This is a genomic window from Halorhabdus sp. BNX81, assembly GCF_029229925.1.
Taxonomy (GTDB): Archaea; Halobacteriota; Halobacteria; order Halobacteriales; family Haloarculaceae; genus Halorhabdus.
The window spans coordinates 128,697-151,590 of sequence record NZ_CP107254.1 but is presented as its reverse complement, the minus strand read 5'-3'; the positions used below and the strand labels follow the sequence as shown (position 1 = coordinate 151,590).

The 22,894-nt window shown below is 65.9% G+C and carries 23 protein-coding genes and 1 pseudogene; 8 read left to right on the top strand and 16 right to left on the bottom strand.

From position 1 onward, the window contains the following. Positions 1 to 3: 3 nt before the first annotated feature. Positions 4 to 1,764 (bottom strand): glycine--tRNA ligase, encoded by a 1,761-nt coding sequence (glyS, locus tag HBNXHr_RS00680; RefSeq protein ID WP_275882759.1) that lies wholly within the window; start codon positions 1,762 to 1,764, stop codon positions 4 to 6. After that, positions 1,761 to 2,612, bottom strand: coding sequence for a CBS domain-containing protein (locus HBNXHr_RS00675; RefSeq protein WP_275738560.1), 852 nt, complete (start codon positions 2,610 to 2,612; stop codon positions 1,761 to 1,763). Before HBNXHr_RS00675 ends, glyS begins: the two co-directional genes overlap by 4 nt. A 162-nt stretch (positions 2,613 to 2,774) precedes the next feature. On the opposite strand from HBNXHr_RS00675, the gene HBNXHr_RS00670 reads away from it, so the two are divergent. Then, positions 2,775 to 2,945: a hypothetical protein gene (locus HBNXHr_RS00670; RefSeq protein WP_275738558.1), complete on the top strand. Its 171-nt coding sequence runs from the start codon at positions 2,775 to 2,777 to the stop codon at positions 2,943 to 2,945. Between the two features lie 162 nt (positions 2,946 to 3,107). Then, positions 3,108 to 4,694, top strand: a complete 1,587-nt coding sequence (locus HBNXHr_RS00665) for an NAD(P)-dependent oxidoreductase (protein WP_275882758.1) — start codon at positions 3,108 to 3,110, stop codon at positions 4,692 to 4,694. Between the two features lie 434 nt (positions 4,695 to 5,128). Here HBNXHr_RS00665 and thrC read toward each other — a convergent pair whose 3' ends face one another. Together thrC and HBNXHr_RS00655 are read right to left on the bottom strand one after the other, a co-directional pair. After that, positions 5,129 to 6,400 (bottom strand): threonine synthase, encoded by a 1,272-nt coding sequence (gene thrC / locus HBNXHr_RS00660; protein WP_275882757.1) that lies wholly within the window; start codon positions 6,398 to 6,400, stop codon positions 5,129 to 5,131. Between the two features lie 162 nt (positions 6,401 to 6,562). After that, positions 6,563 to 6,691, bottom strand: a pseudogene (locus tag HBNXHr_RS00655) (ornithine carbamoyltransferase); the annotation flags it as partial. Between the two features lie 61 nt (positions 6,692 to 6,752). Here HBNXHr_RS00655 and HBNXHr_RS00650 point away from each other — a divergent pair. After that, on the top strand, positions 6,753 to 6,998 hold the full coding sequence (locus tag HBNXHr_RS00650; protein ID WP_015789244.1) for an AbrB/MazE/SpoVT family DNA-binding domain-containing protein: 246 nt from the start codon (positions 6,753 to 6,755) through the stop codon (positions 6,996 to 6,998). Next, positions 6,998 to 7,438, top strand: a complete 441-nt coding sequence (locus tag HBNXHr_RS00645; protein WP_275882756.1) for a PIN domain-containing protein — start codon at positions 6,998 to 7,000, stop codon at positions 7,436 to 7,438. The genes HBNXHr_RS00650 and HBNXHr_RS00645 overlap by 1 nt, the downstream gene beginning before the upstream one ends. A gap of 241 nt (positions 7,439 to 7,679) precedes the next feature. Here HBNXHr_RS00645 and argF read toward each other — a convergent pair whose 3' ends face one another. The 8 genes from argF to HBNXHr_RS00605 form a co-directional block, all read right to left on the bottom strand. Then, positions 7,680 to 8,570, bottom strand: coding sequence for an ornithine carbamoyltransferase (gene argF, locus HBNXHr_RS00640; RefSeq protein ID WP_275882755.1), 891 nt, complete (start codon positions 8,568 to 8,570; stop codon positions 7,680 to 7,682). Then, positions 8,567 to 9,643 (bottom strand): [LysW]-lysine hydrolase, encoded by a 1,077-nt coding sequence (locus tag HBNXHr_RS00635; RefSeq protein WP_275882754.1) that lies wholly within the window; start codon positions 9,641 to 9,643, stop codon positions 8,567 to 8,569. Before HBNXHr_RS00635 ends, argF begins: the two co-directional genes overlap by 4 nt. Beyond that, on the bottom strand, positions 9,643 to 10,770 hold the full coding sequence (locus HBNXHr_RS00630; RefSeq protein WP_275882753.1) for an aspartate aminotransferase family protein: 1,128 nt from the start codon (positions 10,768 to 10,770) through the stop codon (positions 9,643 to 9,645). Before HBNXHr_RS00630 ends, HBNXHr_RS00635 begins: the two co-directional genes overlap by 1 nt. Then, the gene (locus HBNXHr_RS00625; protein WP_275882752.1) at positions 10,767 to 11,609 is read right to left on the bottom strand and encodes an acetylglutamate/acetylaminoadipate kinase; all 843 of its coding nucleotides are present in this window, start codon (positions 11,607 to 11,609) and stop codon (positions 10,767 to 10,769) included. The genes HBNXHr_RS00630 and HBNXHr_RS00625 overlap by 4 nt, the downstream gene beginning before the upstream one ends. Continuing rightward, on the bottom strand, positions 11,606 to 12,658 hold the full coding sequence (gene argC / locus HBNXHr_RS00620) for an N-acetyl-gamma-glutamyl-phosphate reductase (RefSeq protein ID WP_275738540.1): 1,053 nt from the start codon (positions 12,656 to 12,658) through the stop codon (positions 11,606 to 11,608). The genes HBNXHr_RS00625 and argC overlap by 4 nt, the downstream gene beginning before the upstream one ends. Then, a complete protein-coding gene (gene lysX / locus HBNXHr_RS00615) occupies positions 12,658 to 13,536 on the bottom strand; it encodes a lysine biosynthesis protein LysX (protein WP_275882751.1) in 879 nt (292 codons plus the stop codon). The genes argC and lysX overlap by 1 nt, the downstream gene beginning before the upstream one ends. 99 nt (positions 13,537 to 13,635) lie before the next feature. Continuing rightward, complete coding sequence (gene argH, locus HBNXHr_RS00610; protein WP_275882750.1) at positions 13,636 to 15,132, bottom strand: argininosuccinate lyase; 1,497 nt, start codon at positions 15,130 to 15,132, stop codon at positions 13,636 to 13,638. Positions 15,133 to 15,135: 3 nt separating this feature from the next. After that, positions 15,136 to 16,350, bottom strand: a complete 1,215-nt coding sequence (locus HBNXHr_RS00605) for an argininosuccinate synthase (RefSeq protein WP_275882749.1) — start codon at positions 16,348 to 16,350, stop codon at positions 15,136 to 15,138. 335 nt (positions 16,351 to 16,685) lie between these two features. Here HBNXHr_RS00605 and HBNXHr_RS00600 point away from each other — a divergent pair, with 335 nt between their 5' ends. Next, positions 16,686 to 16,865, top strand: coding sequence for a hypothetical protein (locus HBNXHr_RS00600; protein ID WP_015789255.1), 180 nt, complete (start codon positions 16,686 to 16,688; stop codon positions 16,863 to 16,865). Positions 16,866 to 16,907: 42 nt separating this feature from the next. Next, entirely contained in the window at positions 16,908 to 17,411 is a 504-nt protein-coding gene (locus tag HBNXHr_RS00595; RefSeq protein ID WP_275738532.1) for a 2'-5' RNA ligase family protein, read from the top strand. A gap of 28 nt (positions 17,412 to 17,439) precedes the next feature. Here HBNXHr_RS00595 and HBNXHr_RS00590 read toward each other — a convergent pair whose 3' ends face one another. Continuing rightward, on the bottom strand, positions 17,440 to 18,687 hold the full coding sequence (locus HBNXHr_RS00590) for a CBS domain-containing protein (RefSeq protein WP_275882748.1): 1,248 nt from the start codon (positions 18,685 to 18,687) through the stop codon (positions 17,440 to 17,442). Between the two features lie 103 nt (positions 18,688 to 18,790). Here HBNXHr_RS00590 and HBNXHr_RS00585 point away from each other — a divergent pair, with 103 nt between their 5' ends. Both HBNXHr_RS00585 and rdgB read left to right on the top strand, forming a co-directional pair. After that, positions 18,791 to 19,075, top strand: coding sequence for a DUF5808 domain-containing protein (locus tag HBNXHr_RS00585; RefSeq protein WP_275738528.1), 285 nt, complete (start codon positions 18,791 to 18,793; stop codon positions 19,073 to 19,075). A gap of 78 nt (positions 19,076 to 19,153) precedes the next feature. Next, positions 19,154 to 19,723, top strand: a complete 570-nt coding sequence (rdgB, locus tag HBNXHr_RS00580; protein WP_275882747.1) for an RdgB/HAM1 family non-canonical purine NTP pyrophosphatase — start codon at positions 19,154 to 19,156, stop codon at positions 19,721 to 19,723. A gap of 21 nt (positions 19,724 to 19,744) precedes the next feature. Here rdgB and HBNXHr_RS00575 read toward each other — a convergent pair whose 3' ends face one another. From HBNXHr_RS00575 to HBNXHr_RS00565, 3 genes are all read right to left on the bottom strand, one after another. Continuing rightward, the gene (locus tag HBNXHr_RS00575) at positions 19,745 to 20,152 is read right to left on the bottom strand and encodes a hypothetical protein (protein WP_275882746.1); all 408 of its coding nucleotides are present in this window, start codon (positions 20,150 to 20,152) and stop codon (positions 19,745 to 19,747) included. Between the two features lie 187 nt (positions 20,153 to 20,339). After that, positions 20,340 to 21,617: an adenosylhomocysteinase gene (locus HBNXHr_RS00570; RefSeq protein WP_275882745.1), complete on the bottom strand. Its 1,278-nt coding sequence runs from the start codon at positions 21,615 to 21,617 to the stop codon at positions 20,340 to 20,342. A gap of 157 nt (positions 21,618 to 21,774) precedes the next feature. After that, positions 21,775 to 22,731, bottom strand: coding sequence for a surface glycoprotein (locus tag HBNXHr_RS00565; RefSeq protein WP_275882744.1), 957 nt, complete (start codon positions 22,729 to 22,731; stop codon positions 21,775 to 21,777). Positions 22,732 to 22,894 lie beyond the last annotated feature (163 nt).

The following is a 22,894-nucleotide window of genomic DNA, read 5'->3' as shown; positions in this document are numbered from 1 at the left end:
GGTTTAGAGGTTCCGGAAGGAAGCGTCCCCGGAGACGAGTCCCGCAACAGTCGAAGCGAGATCGTCGGCGGCGACGCGGGTCTGTTCGGTGCTGTCCCGATCACGGATCGTCACACTGGCGTCTTCGAGCGTGTCGTAGTCGACGGTCACGCAATAGGGTGTCCCGACCTCGTCCTGGCGGCGATAGCGACGGCCGATGGCCCCCGAGTCGTCGTAGGCCACCGACAGGCCGGCCGCCCGCAACTCGTCGGCGATCTCGCGGGCACGCTCGCCGAGGCCATCCTTGTCCATCAGCGGAAAGACGCCGACGGTGGTCGGGGCGACCGCGGGCGGCAATTCGAGATACGTCCGCTCCTCGCCGTCGACTTCGTCCTCGCGGTAGGAATGATCCAGTGCCGTATACAGCGCCCGGTCGATCCCCAGCGAGGGCTCGACGACGTGGGGCATGATGTGCTCGCCCGACTCGGTGAGTTCCTCGATCGCAAAGCCGGTCTGCTCGACCGGAACGGTGTACGTCTCGCCGTCGACCTCGACCGTGACGTCCTCGCCCGCGAAGGCGTCGGGATCGTCCTCGGCCAGTGCTTCGAGCGCATCGGCAACGTCGCCCGCCGCCCCGCCGAACTCGGGGCCGAGATAGCCCATCTCCGGATCGACCGTGGGTTTCTCGACGGTCACCGGCTCGTCGTACTGCTTGAAGACCGTGAAGTCCGCCTCGGAGTGAGTGTCGTGTTTCGAGAGGTCGTAGTCCGATCGATAGGCGAACCCACCGAGTTCGATCCAGTCGGGATCCGCGCCCGGATCGCTGACTTCGCCTTCGGCGTCCCAGCAGTCCTCGGAATAGTGAGCGAGCTCGCCCGGCCGATGCTGGCGGAAGCGAAAGCGGTCCATGTCGACGCCGATGGCCGAATACCACTCGGCGGCCACACCCAGATAGTAGGCGATCCAGGGGTCGGCGACGACGCCCTCGTCGAACGCCTCGCCCACCGGCATCTCGACGGGTTCGCCGTCCCCGTCCTGGGCCTCGGCGGAGTAGAACCGCGCAGTCACGTCGGCCACCGCGGAGAGATCCGGCTCATCTGCCGCGGGATCGATGAACAGCTCCAGTTCGGCCTGGGTGAACTCCCGGACCCGCAGCAGGGACTTCCGGGGACTGATCTCGTTGCGGTAGGCCCGGCCGATCTGGGTCACGCCGAAGGGAAGCTGGTTGCGGGCGTACTCGGCGAGTTGGGGGAACTCGATGAAGATGCCCTGGGCGGTTTCCGGCCGGAGATACCCGGGCGAGGAGCTACCCGGCCCGATATTCGTCTCGAACATGAGGTTGAACTGCTCGATTGTCTGGCCGGCCAGACCCGCCCCGCAGGTCGGACAGACGAGTTCGTACTCGGCGATGACCTCCTCGACACGATCGGGGGCCAGCGATTCGGCCTCCTCGATGCCGGTGTCCGGGTCGTCCTCGACGATGTGGTCGGCGCGGTGGGACTGCCCACATTCGGGGCATTCGACCAGCATGTCATCGAAGCCATCGAGGTGGCCCGACGCCTCGAAAACCGGCTCGGGTAGGACCGTCGGGGCGTCGACCTCCATGTGGCCCTCCCGGATGGCGAAGCGCTCGCGCCAGGTCTCCTCGACGTTGCGCTTCATCGCGGCCCCCTGCGGGCCGAAGGTGTAGAAGCCGGAGACGCCGCCGTAGGCCCCCGCGGACTGGAGGAAAAAGCCACGGCGCTTTGCGAGTTCTACCAGGCTGTCCGCCGTGACTCCGCTCATCGTAGCGCCTTGATTACGTCGATGTCGCGGACGATGCCCGCGAGGTCGTCACCCGATACCAGCGGGATCTGCTCGATGTCGTGACGGATCAACAGCTGGGCCGCCTCCTTTGCGGTCCGGCGGCTTCCAACGGTCACCAGATCCGCCGTCATGTACTCGCTGACCGGCTCGTCGGGGAACTCGACGTTCCGGGTTGGCATGTAGCTGTTCCCGACAGCCTTGATCCCCTCCCACATCCACTCGTCGTCCTGGTTGGCGATGGACTCGCCGGTCTCGGCCTCGCCCTCGACGACCTCGGCGACCGCGATGACGTCGACCTCGGTCAGGATGCCGGCCACCTCGGCGTCGTCGTCGAGAACGACCCCGTAGGGGACATCGGCGTGGGAGAGTTCGCGCTCGGCGACGCCGAGCGGCGCGCCGGCGTAGACGCAGTTGACGTCCCGCCGGGCGAGGTCGCCGACCGGCTGATCGCCGTCGTCGACGCCGCCCTCGGCGATCGCGCGAACGATATCGGTGATCGTGACGATGCCTTCGAGTTGGCCGTCAACGACCGGGATCCGGCGCTCGCCGGTCTCGACCATCGTCCGCGCGACGCTCGCCAGGTCCGTGTCGGCGGCCGTCGTCGGAACGTCATCGACGAGCATCGCAAGTTGGTCTTCGTCAGGATGCTCGATGAGCGCCTCTCGCGTGACGAGCCCGCGACACTCCTCGCCCGCGTCGGTTCGTTTGATCACCGGAACGGACGAGAACTGCCGTTCCTGGAGGTACTCCAGGACGTCGTCCCGGGTGCCGGGCAACTCGGCCGTGACGACGTCCGCTCGCGGCGTCATGACGTCAGCGACGTTCATACTGGAGAATACTCTTCGTCCCTCCTACTAAGTCCTTACACATCCGAACTGTCCGCGACGGTCGAGCTGTCGGTCGCCTCGTCAGACGCACGTCGGACGAATCCCCCGATCCGCTGTGGGTTTTCGGCACGTTTATGTATGGGTGTTACCAACTAACATAGTATGTCGCAAGAGCCCGACGCGCTCGCGGCAGACGTCGCAGTGGACGGTGAAGTCATGGCAGCCGTCGAGGGTGACGAGCAGGCCGTCTTCGTCATCGCCGACATCAGTCGCGACGACGCGTATCTCTCGATGACACTCGAGGAGAGCGCGTCGCTGTCCGCGTGGCGGTAGGGCTCACTGGGAGGATTCTCGGAGATATCGTAGCCATGGGTCCGGGCAGCGGTCGAGTCACCGGAACCACAGCCGATCCGGACCGCCAGTTGCTCGTGTGGTGACTTCCCGGTTCACCAAGAGAAAACAAGCGTTATGCCGACCGGCGGTGTCACCCCCAATATGGAGATCGTAGCAACGAGTTCCGTCGAGGACGCGGGACTGGCGGCACTTCGCGACGCAGGCCACGACATCCGGACCGTCGCGGTCGACGGAGCCGAGGAGTTGGCTGCCGCTGCCGAGGGCGCGGCGGCGTTGATCGTCGACGAGGACACGCCGGTCCCCGCCACAGTGTTCGAGCGGGCAACGGACTTACAGATCGTCGGGCGAACCGGCATCGACGTCGACGGGATCGACGTGACCACGGCGACCGAGCACGGCGTGATCGTCGCCAACGGGCCGGAGACCGACGTCCAGGCCGTCGCCGAGTACATCATCGGACTGCTGTTCGCCACCGCCCGAGGGATTCCCCAGGGCCACGTTCGATTGAAAGACGGCGAGTGGGCCAAAGGCGATATCATCGGCTCGGAACTCGACGGCAAGACCGCCGGACTCGTCGGCTTCGACAGCGTCGGCCAGGAGGTGGCCAAGCGGCTGGACAACCTCGGACTCGACGTCGTCGTCTACGCCCCCGATGGGGACGGTGAGCGGGCCGCACAGATCGGTGCGGAACGCGTCGAACTGGAGGCCTGTCTCGACCGCGCGGACTTCCTCTCGATACACACCGCGGGTGCACAACTCCAGCTCGGCGAAAGCGAACTCGACACGCTCGGCGATGGCTACCTCGTCAACGGAACGGACGGCGATGTCGTCGACGAGACGGCACTCGCGAACGCCGTCGGGGACGGTGCTCTCCAGGGAGCAGCCGTCGACGCTGTCTCAGTTGCCCCCCTGCCGGCGGACAGCCCGCTTCGGGACGTCGAGGACATCATCATCACCCCCGAACTCGCCCGTCACACGGGACCGAACGGTGACTCGGCGTCGACGAGCGTCGTGAACCAGGTACTCGCCGCGTTCGACGGGCAGCCGGTCACGAACGCCGTCAACGTGCCGTCGATCCCACCGGACGCCTACCCGGTCGTCAAGCCCTACGCCGACCTGACGGAGACAGTCGCCCGGATCGCGATCCAGTTGTTCGACGGCGACCTCGACGCCGTCTCGATCGAGTATGCGGGCGACATCGTCACCGAGACGATCGAGCCGATCACGGCCGCCGGACTCACCGGCGTCTTCGACCCGCTGGGCTGGGACGCAAACCAGGTCAACGCGCGGCACGTCGCTGCGGAGCACGACATCGACGTCGATGTCTCGACGATTCGGGAGGCGTCCGACTTCCAGAACCTGGTAACCGTCACCGTCAGCGGTGGCGGGGACGAACTCAGTGTCGAAGGAACGCAGTTCGCCGACGGCGAACCCCGTATCGTCAGCATCGACCGCTACTGGGTCGAGGCGATCCCGCACGGGCACATGCTGATCGTCCGCAACGCCGACGAACCGGGCGTTATCGGGTTCATCGGGAGCGTGCTCGGCGAGTACGACGTCAACATCGCCGGGATGTTCAACGCCCGGGAAGCCATCGGCGGCGAGGCGCTGTCGGTGTACAATCTCGACGACGAACCGGGCGGGGACGTCCTGGCTGCGCTCAACGACGACGACCGCATCCTCGAGACCACCGTCGTCGAGCTCAACGGGCAAAACGCCCGCGAGTAAGGACTCGAACGGCCACTTCTTCGTCGTCAGTCCCTCCCACAGCCCGGATCACCAGTTGGCGCGGTCCACACGAAACACCCATCTTTGGCCTCACCACGGTAAGAGTTCCAGAGCCGATCTCTGGCGGCGACAGCCCGGTGGGCCGGGGATGGATCCTCGATCGGCGGCCCGCCGCGGTCGGTCCTCGCTATCCTGACTGCTTCGGAAACTGAGCGCTGGGGTACACCGTCTCCCCGGCTCACCCCACACGCCACCCGCAGTTGCCCGTCGAGACGTGGTTCCGGCGACTGCGGCTGATTGCAATCTGTCGGCGACGAATCGTGATCAGCTGACATAGCAACACACAATGGACGTCACCCGTCAAAAAACGCCGGCAGACGCGCGTCCGCTCCGTGCATGACGTGCGCGCGATTCAATCGCGTCCCCGGACCGGCTCAGGACCGCAGATGATCGAGCACGTCGTCGGTGTCGGCGGGGACCGGTTCGGGGTCGGTCCCGGCTTCGGCGGCCGCGTCGGGATCCTTCAGGAGATGCCCGGTCGTCAGACAGACCACCTGCTCGTCAGTGTCGACGACGCCCTCCTCACGGAGTTTCCGTAGTCCCGCGATCGAAGCGGCGGAGGCGGGTTCGACGCCGACGCCTTCCTCGGCGAGCGATCGCTGGGCGTCGGTGATCTCCGCGTCGCTGACCGCGACTGCCGTCCCGCCGGTCTCGCGAACGCCGGGTAGTGCCTTGGGTGCGTTGACCGGATTGCCGATCCGGATCGCCGTCGCCTTCGTCTCGACGTCGTCCCAGCGCTCGATGTGATCCCAGCCCTCCTCGATGGCCTCGACCATCGGGGCTGAGCCCTCGGCCTGAACACCAGTGATCTTCGGGATCTGGTCCTCGTCGATTGCCCCGGTCGCTTCGAGTTCCCGGAAGGCCTTGTACAGCGCGGCGGTGTTGCCGGCGTTGCCGACCGGCAGCACGATCCGGTCAGGGAAGTCGCCCTCCTCGGCCATGAACTGCTCCATGATCTCCAAGCCGATGGTCTTCTGACCCTCCAGCCGGAAGGGATTCAGCGAGTTGAGCAGGTAGGCCTCGCCACGGTCGGCCAGGTCCTTGACGATATCCAGACACCGATCGAAATTCCCGTCGACCTCCAGAATCCGCGCGCCATGTAGGCTCGCCTGGGCAATCTTCCCGGCGGCGACCTTCCCCGCCGGCAAGAGTACGAGCACTTCCAGGCCCGCCCGTGAGCCGTAGGCCGACAGCGCCGCGGAGGTGTTGCCCGTCGACGCACACGCGAGCCGGTCGACGCCGACCGCCTGGGCCACCCGGACGCCCACGGTCATCCCGCGGTCCTTGAAGCTGCCCGTCGGGTTCATCCCCTCGTGTTTGACTCGCAGGCGTTCGACGCCGATCTCGTCTTCGAGTCGCGGGACATTGTGGAGTGGCGTGTCGCCCTCCGGGAGGGAGACGCCTTCGTCGAAGGGAAGGGCGTCGCTGTAGCGCCAGACGCCGCCGTGAAACGCCGACTCGTCGTCGCCGAAGTCCGCGAACGTCGGCAGGTCAGCGTACCGGACCTCGAGCAGCCCCTCACACTCGTCGCACGTGTAGCGAATCCCCGCAAAGGGCGGGAAGTGCTCGCCACACTCGATGCAGGTCAGCCAGACGCCGTCGGTCGCCTCGGCTGGCTCCTCCTGGGTGATCTCTAGATAGCTCATTGTGTCACCCGACGTGGGCCACCAGAAAAAAGCCGCGGATCCACCTTTTTACTTCGGAGGGTTCGCTCGCGAACCCTCCTCGCAAAAAGCTGGGCCAAAAACACCTGCTGGCTCAGCCTTCGGCTTCGCCAGCAGCGAAACGCTGTCTTCGACAGCGTATGCTTACGACGACCGATCGGCCAGCCACACCAGCCCCCTCTTCTGGGCATGCAGGCGGTTCTTCGCTTGCTCCCACACGATAGCGTTGTCGCTCTCGATGGCCGCGTCGGTGACCCCCTCGCCCCGATGGGCCGACCGTCGACGGACCACATGTGAAGAAACATGTATAGGACAGGAGACAGTATACTCACGTATGGCAACCGAGTCAGGACCCGAAGAAACCAAAGTCAGCGACCGCGGGATGGTCACCATCCCGGCGGCGCTTCGGCGACGCCTCGATATCGAGGCGGGGGACAAGCTCCGGTGGACGGTCGACGACGACGGGGACCTCTCCGTCGAAGTGCTCCACCAGCGAGAGGGTGTCTTCGACGATTTCGAGCCGGTCGACGCCGGCGAGACCGACGCTGTGGCACTCGAATCGGAGTTCGGAGCCGAGTGATGGCACGCATCGTCCTCGATACGAACGTTCTGTTCGCTGCTGCGAGCGCCCGTGACCGCTATCACGACCGCGCACGGGAAATCGTTCGCGGGATCGACCACGGCGACCTCCCGGAGGCCGTCGTCTCGAACTACGTCCTCGCGGAGACGCTAAACCTCACGCGCGAGAAACTCGGCCCCGAGGCCGCGAACGCGCTGCTCGATCGCCTCCTCGAAGGGAGCCACTTCGAGGTCGTCCACGCTCCGAGAGCCGATTTCAACGCTGCCCAGGCGCTGTTCCGCCGGTACGACGCACTCTCCTTCGTTGATGCGACGATCGTCGCGTATCTCGAGCGCGAAGGAAGCGAGTACCTGTATTCCTTCGACGACGATTTCGACGCGGTCGAGGAGCTGACGCGACTCGATACTGCCGTGAATCCGTTCGAATCGGGTACCGAATAGTCACTCGGGTCGTTAGGCTCGTTCGCGCAACCACACCAGCAATCCGTTCTGTGCATGCAGCCGATGTTCAGCTTGCTCCGGCAACCACCTTTTTTCTCGTCGGGTGTCCTCGCTCGCTTCGCTCGCTGCGGGTACCACTCGTCGAAAAAGCTGGACCAAAAAGCCGCTCGCTCCGTTCGCGGTTACACCGCTCACGGTTCCGAGACGCTCTCGTCGGTCGCGTCTCGCTTCGCCCGCGGTACTACCGCTCGGCCAGCCACACCAACAACCCGTTCTGTGCGTGCAGTCGGTTCTCCGCCTGCTCCCACACGATCGCGTTGTCGCTCTCGATGACCTCGTCAGTAACCTCCTCGCCGCGGTGGGCCGGCAGACAGTGCATCAACGTGCGATCGCCGAGCAACTCGGTCGTGACCTGAAAGCCCTCGAAGGCAGCGAGTTTCTCCTCGCGTTCGTCCTCCTGGCCCATGCTGACGAAGACATCGGTATACACCACGTCGGCGTTTTCGACCGCAGCCTCGGGGTCCGTCGTCGTCTCGGGGGCGGTCCCCAACTCGGCCGCACGATCGAGAACCTCCTCGTCGATCCCGTAGCCCTCCGGAGTGGCGACGGTCAGCTCGAGGCCGACCATCGCCGCGCCAAGGACGAACGACTGGGCGACGTTGTTGCCGTCGCCGACCCAGGCGACTCGGACCTCGTCGAATCCACCGAATTCCTGGCGGATCGTCAGCAGGTCCGCCAGCGTCTGGCAGGGATGGGCATCGTCGGTCAGGCCGTTGATCACCGGCACGGTGGCGTACTCGGCCAGTTCCTCGGCGTCAGCGTGGTCGAACAGCCGCGCCATGATCGCGTCGGCGTACCGCGAGACGGCTCGCGCGGTGTCCTTGACCGGCTCGCTGTCCCCGAGGTGGATGTCGTCCGGCCCGAGGAAGATGGCGTGGCCGCCAAGCTGGGTCATCCCGGTCTCGAAGGAGACCCGGGTCCGGGTCGAGGGCTTCTCGAAGATCATCGCGAGCGTCTCGTCTTCGAGGGGGTTGCCCGCCTCCTCGCCGGCCTTGATCGTGGCGGCGCGATCGAGGACGGTCGTCAGTTCCTCGCTCGTCAGGTCGTCGACGTCGAGTACGTTGCGTGTCATGGCTCCTCCAAGAGGCTCGTGGTCACGTCGTCCAGTACCGCTACCGAGCGGTCGAATTCGGCCAGCGGCAGGTGCTCGTCCGGGGCGTGGTCCAGGTCCGAGTCGCCGGGACCGTACGAGACGATCTCGACGTCCCAGGCGTCGGCGTAGATGTTCATGTCCGCGGTGCCGGTCTTGCGCAGGAGGCGCGGATCGCCACCCTCCTCGCGGATCGCCGCGCGAAAGGCGCGCGCGACCCCCGTCCGGGGGCTGGTCATCACCGGCTCGACCCAGTCGTCCCAGTTGACGGTCCCGCGATCGAGGTGGCCGTCGGCCAGCTCGCGGATCTCGTCGGTGGTGTACTCCGGGGGCACCCGAAGCTGGACGCGCATCGTCGTCTCGACCGAGAGCCCATCCGAACTGACCCCGCCGTCGATGTCGACCGGCTTGCACGTCACCCGTTCGAAGACCGGGTGCCACTCGTCCTTAGCGAACTCCGCCTCGACGCGGTTCCACCAGTCGATGGCGTCCTCGATGGCGTTGTTATCGGGCCGCGAGGAGTGGCCCGATTCGCTCGTAGCGACGTAGGTGCCGCCGAGCAGGCCACGGTAGCCTAGCGTGATCCCGTCCCAGCCCGACGGCTCGCCGTTGATGACGGCGTCGGGTTCGCTCTCCCGATCCTCGACCAGATAGCGGCCGCCGGTCGAGTCGACTTCCTCGCCGACGACGCCGGCGAAGCTCGCACCGGTCCGGACCGCCACGGCCGCCATCGCCGCCAGCGACCCCTTCGCGTCGACGCTCCCCCGACCCCAGAGGACCGTCTCGCCGTCGTCGTTCTCCTCCAGACGGACCGGAATATCGCCCGGGACGGTGTCGATGTGGGACGTGAGGAGCACACCGTCATCTGCGGGGGCACGGACGTTGCCCACGTCGTCGATCCAGACTTCGCGGTCGTGGGCATCGAAGAAGGCCGCCAGCTCCGCGGCGGCGTCCTCGACATCGCCCGAGACCGACGGGATCTCGACGAGGTCGATCAGCAACTCGCGGGCATCCTCGGTCGAGACGTCGGCCGTCGGAACACGCGTCGCGCTCATCAGTCGATCGCCTCCGCGAGCGCGTCGACGACCGCGTCGGCCTGTGCCTCCTCGACGATCAGCGGCGGGAGCAGGCGCACCACGGTCCGACCGGCCGGTAGCGCCAGCACCTGGTGGTTCAACGCGAGATCCTTGAGCACCCGGTTGGCCCCGCGCTTGATCTCGACGCCGATCATCAGCCCCTCGCCGCGAACCTCCCGAGCCGCCTCGCCCAACTCGTCTTCGAGTTGCCCACGAAGGTACTCGCCCACGTCGGCGGCGTGCTGGGGGATCTCTTCCTCGACGAGCGTCGAGACCGTCGCCTCGGCTGCAGCCGAAACGACCGGCCCGCCGGAGAACGTCGAGGCGTGGCTGCCGTAGTCCTCGGCGATCCAGTCCCGACAGAGCGTCGCACCCATCGGGAAGCCGTTGGCGAGGCCCTTCGCCGTCGTGAGCATGTCCGGCACGACGCCGGCCTTCTCGCAAGCCCACAGCGTTCCCGTCCGGCCCATGCCGGTCTGGACCTCGTCGAAGATCAGCGCCGCGCCGGCTTCCTCGGTGATCTCACGAGCGGCTGCCAGATACTCGTCAGACGCCGGGTTGATCCCACCCTCACCCTGGATGGGCTCCATGATGACGGCCGCCGTCTCGTCGTCGACGGCCTCGGCGAGGGCCTCGCTGTCGTCATAAGGGACGAACTCCACGTCGCCGATTAGCGGCTCGTAGGGCTTCTTGTACTTGTCCTTCCAGGTGGTCGCCAGCGCGCCCATCGTCCGGCCGTGAAAGCCCTGCATCGTGGCGACGATCTTCGAATCGCCGGTTGCGCTCCGAGCGAACTTCAGCGCCGCCTCGTTGGCCTCCGTCCCCGAATTGCACAGCCAGACGTTGTCGATATCGCCCGGCGCGGCGACCGCGAGTGTATCATAGAGTTCCGTCCGCGTCTCGACCGGATAGGACGCCTGGACGTATGTCAGGTCGTCAACCTGGTCTTTGACGGCCGTATCGACGGCCGCGTGGCTGTGCCCCAGCGGGACACAGGCGTAACTCGCGCCCATGTCCAGGTACTCCGTCCCTGCGTCGTCGTAGACAACCGCGCCATCGCCGTTCTCTATCTGTATCGGTTTTTCGGAAAATACGAATCCGCTCATGTGTGTTCCTCCGTTTCTATCGCTGTCTGGTGGACGTGCGTCCCACTACCTTCGAGGGCACCACTGATCGGTTCGTCGACGTTGGCATCGGCGACGACGACTTCGGGTGCACCGTCCGCAAGTGCTTCCTCAGCGGCCATGATCTTGCGCTCCATGAAGCCCTCGGCAGCGTCCTGCAGGTCGTTCCAGTCATCGCCCGTCTCCACAGTCTCGATCAGCGTTTCCGGGTCGTCGGGATCCGCGTAGACGCCCTCGACGTCCGTCAGCAGGACGAGTGTCGCATCGAGTGCCCCCGCGATCGCGGCCGCCGAACGGTCGGCGTCCGTGTTCACTGGAATCCACTCGTCATCGTCTTTTCCAGCCATCGGCGGTCCGGCAACCGGTGTGTATCCATCGTCTAACAACGTATACAGCAGCTCGTCGTTGACCTTCTTGATGGACCCCGAGTGGTCGCCGCGCTTGATCTTGCGTTTGCCGTCCTCCATGACGCGCACCGCCGACTTGCGGGGTCCCGCGAGGAGTTTCCCGTCGACGCCGCTGAGTCCGACGGCGTCGACGCCCTGGCTCTGTAAGCCCGCGACGAGTTGCGTGTTGAGGTGCCCGAAGGCCATCTCGAAGACCTCCATGGTTTCCTCGTCGGTGAACCGCCCGACGACGCCCGATGGCGTCTCGACGTACTCCGGTTCGATCCCCATGCGTTCGAGCGTGTCGTCCACTTTCGTCGAGCCGCCGTGGACGACCACGACGTCCTCGCCGTCCGCAACCAGCTGGGCCACGTCCGCCAGCGCCCCTTCGGGATCGACCGCACGAGCGCCGCCGACCTTGACGACGACCGTCATGGCGATCCCACCGGGTGCATCCCCGCGAACTCCAGCCCGGCGGTCTCCTCTAAGCCGAGCGCGATGTTGGCCGCGTGGACGGCCTGGCCCGCCGAGCCCTTCATCATGTTGTCGATGGCCGAGAAGACGACCAGGCGCTTGTTTCCGGGGTCCAACTCGAAGCCGACCTCGGCGTAGTTCGAGCCCGCAACGGCCTTCGGTTCGGGGTAGCGATAGACGCCACCGCCGCCGGCGACCATCCGGACGAACGGCTCGTCCTCGTACGAGCCGCGGTAGGCCCCCCAGAGGTCGCCCTTCGAAACCGGTTCCTCGGGGAAGGCGTGGATCGTGGCGCTCGCGCCGCGGATCATCTCGACAGCGTGGACGGTAAACGAGACGTCGACGCCGAGGAACTGCTCGATCTCGGCCTCGTGGCGATGACCCGTCGGGGCGTACGGCCGGACGACGCCCGAGCGCTCGGGATGGCTCGAGGCTTCGCCGCCGCCCGCGCCACCTTCCGACGAGCCGACCTTCACGTCGACGACGATCTGCTCGTCGCCGGTGAGCACGTCGTTCTCGAACAGCGGGAGCAGCCCCAGAATCGTCGCCGTGGCGTTACAGCCGCCCGAGGCGATCAGATCCGCGCCGGCCAGGTTTTCGCGGTTGAGTTCCGGAAGGGCATACTCGGCGTCGGCCAGTAGTTCCGGCCGGCTATGGCCGTCGTACCACTCGTCGTACTGCGCTTCCGAATCCAGGCGGAAGTCCGCCGAGAGGTCGACAACCGTGTCGGCAGCGTCCTGAAACGCGTCGATGTGGTCCATCGAGACGCCGTGGGGCGTCGCCGCGAACAGCACGTCCACCGACTCCAGGTCCTCTGGCGAACTGAACCGGAGGTCCAGTTCGCGGAGGTTCGGGTGGACGTGGCCGATCGTCTTGTTTTCCTTCGAGCGACTCGTGGCCTGGGCGATCTCGAAGTCGGGGTGCCCGGCGAGCAACCGCAGGAGTTCGCCGCCGGTGAACCCGCTCGCGCCGACGACGGAAGCGGTCAGGTCGCCGTCACTCGTGGCCATCACTCACTCACCTCCGCTTTCGTCTCCAGCCAATCGATGACCTGGCCGGGGACATCCGTCTCGACGGCGTCGTTCAGGGCCTTGAATTCGACGGTATGGTTGACCTCGTGGACGGTGTAGCCGGTGGATTCTCCGGTCTCGTCATCTACACCCGTTTCCATCAGGTCGATCCCGAGGAGGCCGCCGCCGACGGCCTCGCTGGCCTCGGCGACGAGTTCGCGGGCGCGGTCATCCAGTTCGAAGACGTCGGTCTCGGCCCCCTGGGCGGCGTTGGTCAGCCAGTGGTCCGAGGAGCGGACCATCGCCGCGATCGGCTCACCGTCGGTCGCCAGGACGCGAATGTCACGGCCCGGCTTCTCGACGAACTCCTGGACGTAGAAGACCTTGTGCTCGTAGTGCCCCAGCGTCGCCTTGTGTTCGAGGATGGCCTCGGCGGCGTCGCGGGTGTCGATCTTGGCCATCAGGCGACCCCACGACCCGATGACGGGCTTGAGCACGCAGGGATAGCCGAAGTCCTCGATGATTTCCAGGGCGGTGTCCTTCGTGAAGGCGACCTCCGTTTTGGGGGTCGGGACGCCGGCCCCCTTCAGCGCGAGGCTGTTGGTCACCTTGTCGGCGCAGGTCTCGGCCGTCCCGTGGCTGTTGACGACGGGAATGTCGTAGGCGTCCAGAAACTCCGTCGCGTAGAGGCTGCGGCTGGTCGCCAGGCAGCGATCGAGCACGATGTCGACGTCTTCGAAGTCCTCGGGCGGTTCCTCGAGCCCGAAGCGCTGCTTGCGCACGTCTATTTTCGTCACCTCGTGGTCGCGCTCGCGGAGTTCCGAGAGGAGCAGCTTCTCGTCCTGGCGGATCCGGGAGTACAGCAGTCCGACGTTCATTGGGCATCACGCTCCGTTGTCGGCCCGTCTTCGATCGACGGGTGGAACGATTCGGTGTCCGGTCTTGTGGTCATGTGATGTGTGTTCTGCGTGGTCGTCTCAGACATACGTCTCCACCTCCACCTGTAGCGCCGCCGCCGCTTCCTCGAGTGTCGTCCGGCGCTCGGCCAGTGCGTCGCTGTCGGCCGCCTGGTCGTCCCGGGCGACGCCGATCCCCTCGGCGACGGCTTCTGGGGCCGGCCCCCCTGCCGAGTCGCGACTGGCGACGCTCTCGACGGGATCGAGTGCGGCCTCGATCGTCTCGCGGTCGACGAACGCAGTCAGTGACTCGCCGAGCGTCTCGCGCGCCGCGGCGTCGAGTGCCTCGAAGTCCGTCTCGTCGCCGGCGGTTTCGGCCGCGCTCGCGACGACCTCGTGGGCCGTCCGGAACGGAAGGCCCGCCATCGCCAGCGCGTCGGCGACGCCCGTCGCCGTCGAGAAGCCCTCGCCTGCTGCGTCGGCGAGTGCATTCTCGTTCCAGTCGGCGGTGGCGATCGCACCAGCGGCGACTTCGGTCGCCTCGCTCACGCCGTCGATCGCCCGCCAGGCGTGGCCGCCGGCGCGCTGCAGGTCGCGATTGTACGCCCGTGGCAGTCCTTTCAGCGTCGTCAGCAGGCCGTTGAGGCCCGCCGAAGCATCGCCTGCGCGAGCGCGGACGAGTTCGAGCGTGTCGGGGTTTTTCTTCTGTGGCATGATCGAGGACGTCGAGGCGTAGGCGTCGTCCACCTCGACGTAGCCCGACTTCGCGTAGATCACGACATCCTCCGCGAGTCCCGACAGCGTCGTCGCCAGGGTCGCCAGCGCTGCCGTCGATTCGACGAGGAAATCCCGCGCGGAGACGGCGTCCATCGCGTTGGCCATCGTGCCCTCGAAGCCCAGCAGGTCGGCCGTCCGCTCGCGGTCGATGTCGAAGGGGGTGCCCGCGAATGCGGCCGCGCCGAGCGGCGAGAGATTCGTGCGTTCGTAGGCATCGAACAGGCGAGCCGTCTCGCGGGCCAGCGCGCGCTCGTAGGACAGCGCCCAGTGGGCGACGGTCGTCGGCTGGGCCGGCTGGAGGTGCGTGAACCCCGGCATGGTCGTCTCGCGCTCGGCCTCGGCGGTCTCGATCAGCGCGCCGCGAGCCTCCAGAGTCGCCTCGATGGCCGCAAGGAGGTCCTCGCGCAGGCGGTAGCGAATGCAGGTCGCCACCTCGTCGTTGCGCGAGCGGGCGGTGTGCATCCGACCGCCGTCGGGACCGACGCGCTCGATGACGGCCGTCTCGATGGCCTCGTGGACGTCTTCGCCATCCGGCAAGGCGTCGTGGCCGGCATCCTCGATCTCCTCGAGGGCAGCCAGGATTTCGCCGGCGGTGTCGGCCTCGACGATCCCCTGCTCGGCGAGCATCACGACGTGGGCGCGATCGACCGCGAGATCGGCGGCGAAGATACGCTCGTCGGCCGAAAGCGACGAGAGGAACCCCCGAGCGGGGCCGCCGCTGAAACGGTCCCGGCGGACGACGCCCTCGCTGCCGTCCTCACCGCCGTCTTCGTCGCCGTTCGCCGTGGGTTCCTCGCTCATGGCTCACTCCTCGTCAAGCGATTCGGTCACGCGCTTGGCCAGGCGCGACTGGAACCCGTGATACTTTGCGACGCCCGTGGCGTCGTCCTGCGTGATCCCGCCGGTCACGTCCTCCTCGTTGAAGGAGGCCGCCGACTCGCTGTAGACGGCGTAGTCGGATTCACGCGAGACGGCTCTGGTGTGGCCACCTTCGAGTTTGACGGTCACCGTCCCGGTGACGCGGGTCTGCGTTTCGTCGATGAACCCTTCGAGGGCATCCATCAGCGGCGCGTCGATCAGTCCCTCGTAGGCCTTCTCGGACCAGCGCTGATCGATCGTGGTCTTGAACTGGCGCTCCTCGGCGGTGAGGACGAGTCCTTCCAGGGCTTCGTGGGCCGTGAGCAGGACCGTCGCGGCGGGATGCTCGTAGTTCTCCCGAACCTTCAGGCCGAGCATCCGGTCTTCCATCATGTCCGTGCGGCCGATCCCGTGGGCACCGGCGCGTTCGTTGAGCGCTTCGATCAACTCGACCGAGCCCAGTTCCTCGCCATCGACAGCGACAGCGGTGCCGTCCTCGAAGGTGATCTCGACGAGTTCGGCCTCCTTGCCGGAGGGATTCTCGGTCCAGAGGTAAATGTCGTCCTCGGGGATCGTCGCCGGGTCTTCGAGTTCCGACCCCTCGATCGAGCGACTCCAGAGGTTCGTGTCGATGGAGTAGCGGCCGCCAGCCCCGCCTTCGACGGGCAGGCCCTTCTCCTCGGCGTACTCGTTCTCCCACTCCCGAGTCAGGCCGAGTTCGCGGATCGGCGCGATGACGTCCATGTCGGTGTCACGCCAGACGGCCTCGAAGCGCAACTGGTCGTTGCCCTTCCCGGTACAGCCGTGAGCGAGCGCGCTACAGCCCTGTTCTCTGGCGACATCGGCGATCCCCTCGGCGATGACCGGCCGTGCGAGAGCGGTCCCGAGCGGGTAGCCCTGGTAGTCGGCGTTGGCCTCGACGGCCTGCAGGCAGAGGTCGGCGAACGCCTCGCGGGCGTCGACGACGTAGTGGTCCAGTCCGAGGGCCTCGGCCGTCTCCTCGGCCTCGTCGAACTCGTAGTCGGGCTGGCCCACGTCGACCGTGACGCCGATGACGTCGTCATAGCCGTATTCTTCCTTGAGCAGCGGTACGCAGACTGTGGTGTCGAGCCCGCCGGAGAAGGCGAGCGCGACCGTGCCGTTTCCGTCCTGTTGTGTCATGGGTGTGGTGACTGTCGGGTGAGAGATAACCGCCCCGGAACCCGACGGTGGGCGGCGATAAAACGATGCGAAACCGGTCTGGGAGTGAATGTATTCGGGCCTAACGGCCCGGTCGTCGGCGTCGGAGAAGGGAGACGGACCCGCCGGTCCGGGACGAGCGCGTGTCGGAGCGGCGGATCGGCGTCATGTACCCCGGAATATCCGGCAAGCGCTACTAATATCTTCCGGGTTGAGGCCGGCATGTGAGTGGCTGACGAGGGCATTCACCGGGACGCTGTCCGTCAATCCGGCGATCCGCCACAACGCCTATTTGGCTCGCCTGTGAAGTGATCGACATGAGCCTCGATGTCGAAGACCTGCTGAAGATCGTCCTCCTGCTGGTAGTCGTCCTGATCGTCCTCGAAATCGTCGGAATGGTCATCGATGGGATCGCATGGCTCCTCGGTCCGTTCCGACCGCTGCTGGGGCTGATTATCGTCGTCCTGATCGTGCTGTGGTTGCTCGACCGGATCTGATCGATCGAGTCGCTTATTTCCCATCGAACCTGCAGTAGAGACGTGTACAGCCTGAACGTCCCGGTCCCCTCGTCGGTCGCGCGGCTGGCGAGTGAGTTGGCCCACGAGGTGCCACGGGCCCAGGAGCGAACGCGCGGCGAGCACACGCTGGTTTTGAAGCGACTCGGGCAGGACCGGTCGGTCCCGCGCATCCAGGCCCAGGTTCGCGAATATCTGACCGGCCAGCCCCCTTTCGAAGCACAGGTGACCGGGATCGATTACTTCGCCGACCCGACGAACGGGCCCGCACCCGTCATTTACCTGACTGTCGAAAGCGCCGAACTCCGCCGGCTGCACGAGCGACTCGTCGACCTGTTCTCGCCGGTCGAGGGGCTGGAAGGTGACGAATACAGCCCACACGTGACGATCGCCCGGGGTGGCGACGACGAGCGGATCACCCGGCTCGTCGAGCGGTCGATCGACCCGATCACCTGGACGGTGACGCGACTTACCGTTCGCGATGCGCGACGCGGTGAGCCGGCCAGTAGCATCTCACTCCCCGTGTGAGCCAGCTCAGGTCCGGGCTTACGCCGCCTCAGTCCTCGAAACGGCGGTCGTCCTGACCCGTCCGTTCGTCATGCGACATTGTCGTCGGGACGCCACCGTTGAGCGCCCGCCCGCTCGGTGCGGTGTCGCGCCCGCTCTCTTTGATGATCGAAAGCGCCGTCATCAGATCGGATCGAGTCAGCAACCCGACGAACTCGTCGTCCTCCATGACGATCAGCCGGCCGATGTTGTGCTCCTGCATCCGGGTCATGGCCGTCATTGCGTTCTCATCGGGGTGGATCGTCTGTAGATCCGTCGTCATCACTTCCTCGGTCCGGAACGCCTCGCGTTCGACTTCCCGGACCGCGCGAGCATCCTCCAGCGTGACCAGCCCGATGATCCGGGTGTCATCGACGACAGGGAAGCCGGTGTGGCGTTCCCGGAACATCAGCTCCATCAACTCCGCGACGGATAGCTCGGGGTCGACTGTCTGGACGCGATCGGCTGGCGTCATCACGTCCCGGACGGTCACGCCCTCGAAGGCGGCCTTCATGGTCGTCATCTGGGCCTCGCTGGACGCGCCGATGTAGATGAAAAAGGCTATCGCGACCAGGAACAGCCCGCCGCCACCGAACAGGCCGAACAGGCCGAACAGGCCGAGCAGGAGCGCGAACAGTTTCCCGACCTCGGCGGCGATCTGGGTCGCCTGCGCGAAGGGGCGGTTGCGGGCCAACAGTGCCCGGAGGACCCGACCGCCATCCATCGGGAACCCCGGGAGCATGTTGAAGATCGCCAGCGCGAGGTTCATCAACGCGAGGTACCCGAGCAGGAACTTCACGGACGCAACGCCGACGGCATCACCTGTCGGGACGAGCAAAAATCCCGCGTAGGAGAGTCCCGCCAGCGCGACGCTGACGGCCGGCCCGGCGATCGCGATGAACAGCTCCGGTTTCCAGTCTTCGGGCATCTCCTCGAGTTGGGCGATCCCGCCGAACAGCCAGAGGGTGATCGAGGAGATCGGAAAGCCATACCGCATCGCCACCACCGAATGGCCGAGTTCGTGGAGGACGACGCCGGCGAACAGCCCGAGCGCCGCTGTGACGCCGAGTATCCAGGGAAGCTGCCCGGTAGAAAGCGCCGCGCCGTCGATGCCCGCCCCCCAGACGTCGTTCATGAGTTCGGCCGACTGGCCGACCTGGGCACCGATGAGCCAGGCGAAAAGTGGAAGCACCAGTAGGAAGGTGAGGTCCAGCTGTATCGGAATGCCGAACGCACTACCGATCCGGAATCGTCGCATAGATGCGGGTTGTTGTCCCACTGACTTAAGAACCCTGCCGAGCCGCCGTTCTACGCGACGAGCCAGGACAAACGTCTTAACGGGTCCAGTCGTACGGAGATATATGTCCGAGAAGCCACAGACGGGCGAGATCTTCGGCATCCCGTACAACTTCGAGCGGCCGAGCATGAAGCGACTCCTCTCGTCGTACTGGCAACCCGGTGAGGGTATGCTGACGAAGAAACCGTTCGGGATCGGGTACACGCTCAACCTCGCGAACTGGCGGTCGTGGGTCGTCCTGGGCATCGCCGGCCTGCTGCTGTACCAACAACAGTCCGGCGAGGAGAGCAGCGCAGACGCGGACGGCGAGGACGAGGACAGCGAACCGGTCGAAGTCATGGTGGAGTGAGGTCCCGACGACATTCGTGACGGCCCGAGCCACCGGAGGACCGACGACCCTTTTTGAACGGGACGCGTCACCCCGGCTATGCTCCGGTTCGTGACCGGTAACGACGGGAAAGTTCGGGAGGCTCGGGCGGCCCTTTCGGCCGACGTGACCCAGTTTTCCTATGACTACACCGAAATCCAGAGCCACGACCTCGGGACGATCGCCGCTCACGGGGCACGGGAAGCCTACCAGGAAGTCGGCGAGCCCGTCATGGTCGAGGACTCGGGGCTGTTCGTCGACGCACTCGATGGCTTTCCCGGCCCCTACTCCGCGTACGTCGAGGACACGCTCGGGATCGACCGCGTCTGGCACCTCACCGAACCCGAAGAGGACCACGCCGCCGCGTTCCGGTCGCTGATCGCCTACTGTGACGGATCAGCTCTCGAAGATGCGCCGACCGTCCGGGACGGCGATCCACCCGTCGCGATCTTCGAAGGGCGCGTCGAGGGGACGATCGTCGCCCCGCGGGGCGAGGGCGGGTTCGGCTACGACCCGATCTTCGAGTACGACGGCCGGACGTTCGCCGAAATGGAACCCGACGAGAAGAACGCGTACTCCCACCGGGGGCGCGCACTCGAAGCGTTCGCAGACTGGGGCGAAACGCGATAGCGGCGTTCGCTGCCGGCCCGGTCACTGAAACGCAGCGCGCTCGTCGTAGAGAAAGTACAGCGCCGACCCCGACAGGACGAGAGACGGCACCACCCAAAGAAGACCGCCAACGAGGAGCGGGATCGATCCGACTACCGGCGGGACGTGCACAGCAAACCCTAAGCTACGGCCCCAACTTGTGCAGTGCCACACGCCGTAGGCGACAGCCACAAAAAGGACCCCAAAGAGAACCGCGACGAGTGCGAGCACGACCATAATACCGCCGAGCCCCGGCGGGAGGAAGTCACCGGCGAAGTCGTTGAGCGTGATCACTGCCAGTCCACTCAACAACGCCAGGATCGCGTAGAATCCGGTGACGGCGCTGACGAACGTGAGTCTGCCCGATCGTTTCTGCCCTGTTCCCTCCGCAACATCTGCCCTTCGTGACATGCCTTCGGCTGGGCCCGTTCCAGTATATAAAGGCGAGGCGAGAACCGACATGAGAGAGTCATATTGGCGAACAGTCCCGGGAAGCGCTCACGACGCTGTGGACGACCGTACCGGAACGCCATCGCCGCACTTGGAGCAGAAAACGAGGCCGTCAAACCGTCTCAGTACAGGCGACACACCTGTCCACTCACGTCCCGTGTTGCCAGGAGTCCATGTACTCGCGCTGTTCGGGCGTCAGTTCGTCGATCTCGACGCCCTCGGCGTCGAGTTTGATCTCGGCGACTTCCTTGTCAAGTTCGTCGGGGACGTTGTGGACGCCGGCCCCGTACTCCTCGCCGTTCTCGACCATCTCGCGGGCCGAAACGGCCTGGATCGCGAAGCTCTGGTCCATGACTTCGACGGGGTGACCCTCCGCGACCGGCGAGGCGAGGTTGACGAGCCGTCCCTCGGCGAGGACGTTCACCTGGCGACCGTCCGAAAGCTCGTACGCCCGGACGCCGTCTCTTGCCTCGAAGACCTCTTCGGCCATGTCTTCGAGGGTCTCCAGGTCGATCTCGACGTCGAAGTGCCCGGCGTTGGCCAGCACTGCCCCGTCTTTCATCTCCTCGAAGTCCTCGCGCGTGATCACGTCGCGGTTGCCCGTCGTCGTCACGAACAGGTCGCCCTCGCTCGCGGCCTCGACCATCGGCATGACGCGAAACCCTTCCATGTGGGCTTCCAGCGCCGCCCGGGGTTCGACCTCGGTGACGACGACGTCGGCGTTCATCCCGCGGGCCTTCATCGCGACGCCCTTACCACACTGGCCGAACCCGCCGACGACGACCGTCTTGCCCGCGATCGAGAGGTTGGTCGTGAGTTCGATCGAGACCAGGCTGGCCTCGCCCGTCCCGTGGACGTTGTCGAACAGCCGCTTCATCGGGGTGTCGTTGACGGCGAACATCGGGTACTCCAGGGCGTCGTCGTCGTCCATCGACCGCAGGCGGTGGACGCCGGTTGTCGTCTCCTCACAGCCGCCGACGATCGAGTCGATGAGTTCGGGATACTCCTCGTGGACGCGAAAGACCAGGTCCGCGCCGTCGTCGATCGTGATCGTCGGCTCGTGGGAGAGGACGGCGTCAATCGCGCCGTAGTAGGCGTCGTCCTCGACGCCGCGCTCGGCGTAGGAGGTGATCGCGTCGTGGGCGTCCAGAGCGACGCTTACGTCGTCGTGCGTCGAGAGGGGATTGCAGCCGGTGATGGCGACCTCGGCCCCGCCGGCGGCCAGCGCTTCCGTCAGGACGGCCGTCGTCGCCTCGACGTGCATTGCCATCCCGATCGTCTCGCCCGACAGGGGTTGTTCGCGTTCGAACTCCTCGCGCAGCGCGGCCATGATCGGCATGTGCTCGCGCGCCCAGTCGATCTTCCGGCGACCCGACTCCTCCATTGCGGCGGGATCGTCGACCCGCTCGCTGATCGGTTGACTCATGGTCGAGCTATCGGCGCACGGCGGGAAAACGCTACCGAAGCGGCGGCCGAACCCGCCCCCGCAAGTCAAAGACCGGGGGTTACACGTTCGATCGAAATCAAAAGGAACGGAATCAACGTCCCACGAGCCAGCGACGCGGGTTCGGTTTCAGGTGGCGTTATCGTCCGGGACCGGCGTGTGCGGGCGGGCCGCGACGGTCCTGGTTCTCGGCATCATCCTCTTCGCTCTCTTCTTCAGCGTCGCTGTCGTCTGCGTCGGTCGCGTCACGATCCTGGTCCTGATCGCCAGCCTGGGACGGGCCGCGGTCGTCAGTCTGGTTGCCGTCCGGACCGGCGTGTTCGGGCGGACCCCGTCGGTCGTCCTCGGTCTCGTTGCCGTCGTCGTTCATTCCGGGACCGGCGTCAGCGGGTGGTCCAGCGTCGCCGGGCGGCCCGGCGTGGTCGGGGCGGTTGTCGTTACCGGGGTTGTTCTCCGTCACGAAGTCGGCGACGGCCTGCCCGAAGCCGGGGCCAGCGCCGCCGTCAGCGAGCATCTCCTGGACGAACGCACTCACTTGGAGGCCGAAGGCGTCCCCATCCTCGGCGTCTGCCGGTTCGAGTTCGGCGGTCGTCGTCGCGGTCCGGTTCTCGACTGTCGCGGTAACCTCGACAGTCACCGACGTTTCGGGGGCCGCGAGAACCACGGTACCGTTTGCGTCAGTCGTGTACGTCCCACTGCCCGCGTACGTGCCGTCCGCTTGGTCCTCTTCTTCCTCCTCAGTCTCCTCGGTTTTTTCTGTCTCCTCTTCCTCCGTCTCTTCTTCCTCAGTCTCCTCGTCCTCCGTCTCCTCTTCCTCCATTTCCTCGTCCTCCGTCTCCTCGTCCTCCATCTCTTCGTCCTCAGCTTTCGCCGTCTCGTTCAGATCGTCGTCGGCGTCATCGTTCGCGGCGACGGTCACGTCCACGGTCGCGTTCGGAACGGCTGTCCCGTTGTCAGTCACCGAGATAGTCACGTCCGCGTCGTTACCGGCCTGTGTCGCCGAGACCGCGAGGCCGCCATCGGCAGCCACCGCGGGAGCAGCCACCGAGACGACCATCAGCGCGGCCAGGGCGACGGCGATTAGCTTCTGATTCATTACACTCGATACTCCGGGCTTCGGGAAGATATACCCCGAGAGCCGTTCACTCCGTTCGGGAGTGTTTGCCGATCGAAATAGCGGCCTCTGAATCGTTTATACTGTTTAAAATAGTTTTACAGCGTTCTATTCTTGCTCGCCTTCCGAGTATTCAATGATGGAG

What these genes read in the sequence shown, in the direction of transcription:
- glyS (WP_275882759.1), bottom strand. Translation starts at nt 1,764, where the DNA reads ATGAGCGGAGTCACGGCGGACAGCCTGGTAGAACTCGCAAAGCGCCGT.
- HBNXHr_RS00675 (WP_275738560.1), bottom strand. Translation starts at nt 2,612, where the DNA reads ATGAACGTCGCTGACGTCATGACGCCGCGAGCGGACGTCGTCACGGCC.
- HBNXHr_RS00670 (WP_275738558.1), top strand. Translation starts at nt 2,775, where the DNA reads ATGTCGCAAGAGCCCGACGCGCTCGCGGCAGACGTCGCAGTGGACGGT.
- HBNXHr_RS00665 (WP_275882758.1), top strand. Translation starts at nt 3,108, where the DNA reads ATGGAGATCGTAGCAACGAGTTCCGTCGAGGACGCGGGACTGGCGGCA.
- thrC (WP_275882757.1), bottom strand. Translation starts at nt 6,400, where the DNA reads ATGAGCTATCTAGAGATCACCCAGGAGGAGCCAGCCGAGGCGACCGAC.
- HBNXHr_RS00650 (WP_015789244.1), top strand. Translation starts at nt 6,753, where the DNA reads ATGGCAACCGAGTCAGGACCCGAAGAAACCAAAGTCAGCGACCGCGGG.
- HBNXHr_RS00645 (WP_275882756.1), top strand. Translation starts at nt 6,998, where the DNA reads ATGGCACGCATCGTCCTCGATACGAACGTTCTGTTCGCTGCTGCGAGC.
- argF (WP_275882755.1), bottom strand. Translation starts at nt 8,570, where the DNA reads ATGACACGCAACGTACTCGACGTCGACGACCTGACGAGCGAGGAACTG.
- HBNXHr_RS00635 (WP_275882754.1), bottom strand. Translation starts at nt 9,643, where the DNA reads ATGAGCGCGACGCGTGTTCCGACGGCCGACGTCTCGACCGAGGATGCC.
- HBNXHr_RS00630 (WP_275882753.1), bottom strand. Translation starts at nt 10,770, where the DNA reads ATGAGCGGATTCGTATTTTCCGAAAAACCGATACAGATAGAGAACGGC.
- HBNXHr_RS00625 (WP_275882752.1), bottom strand. Translation starts at nt 11,609, where the DNA reads ATGACGGTCGTCGTCAAGGTCGGCGGCGCTCGTGCGGTCGATCCCGAA.
- argC (WP_275738540.1), bottom strand. Translation starts at nt 12,658, where the DNA reads ATGGCCACGAGTGACGGCGACCTGACCGCTTCCGTCGTCGGCGCGAGC.
- lysX (WP_275882751.1), bottom strand. Translation starts at nt 13,536, where the DNA reads ATGAACGTCGGACTGCTGTACTCCCGGATCCGCCAGGACGAGAAGCTG.
- argH (WP_275882750.1), bottom strand. Translation starts at nt 15,132, where the DNA reads ATGAGCGAGGAACCCACGGCGAACGGCGACGAAGACGGCGGTGAGGAC.
- HBNXHr_RS00605 (WP_275882749.1), bottom strand. Translation starts at nt 16,350, where the DNA reads ATGACACAACAGGACGGAAACGGCACGGTCGCGCTCGCCTTCTCCGGC.
- HBNXHr_RS00600 (WP_015789255.1), top strand. Translation starts at nt 16,686, where the DNA reads ATGAGCCTCGATGTCGAAGACCTGCTGAAGATCGTCCTCCTGCTGGTA.
- HBNXHr_RS00590 (WP_275882748.1), bottom strand. Translation starts at nt 18,687, where the DNA reads ATGCGACGATTCCGGATCGGTAGTGCGTTCGGCATTCCGATACAGCTG.
- HBNXHr_RS00585 (WP_275738528.1), top strand. Translation starts at nt 18,791, where the DNA reads ATGTCCGAGAAGCCACAGACGGGCGAGATCTTCGGCATCCCGTACAAC.
- rdgB (WP_275882747.1), top strand. Translation starts at nt 19,154, where the DNA reads ATGCTCCGGTTCGTGACCGGTAACGACGGGAAAGTTCGGGAGGCTCGG.
- HBNXHr_RS00575 (WP_275882746.1), bottom strand. Translation starts at nt 20,152, where the DNA reads ATGTCACGAAGGGCAGATGTTGCGGAGGGAACAGGGCAGAAACGATCG.
- HBNXHr_RS00570 (WP_275882745.1), bottom strand. Translation starts at nt 21,617, where the DNA reads ATGAGTCAACCGATCAGCGAGCGGGTCGACGATCCCGCCGCAATGGAG.
- HBNXHr_RS00565 (WP_275882744.1), bottom strand. Translation starts at nt 22,731, where the DNA reads ATGAATCAGAAGCTAATCGCCGTCGCCCTGGCCGCGCTGATGGTCGTC.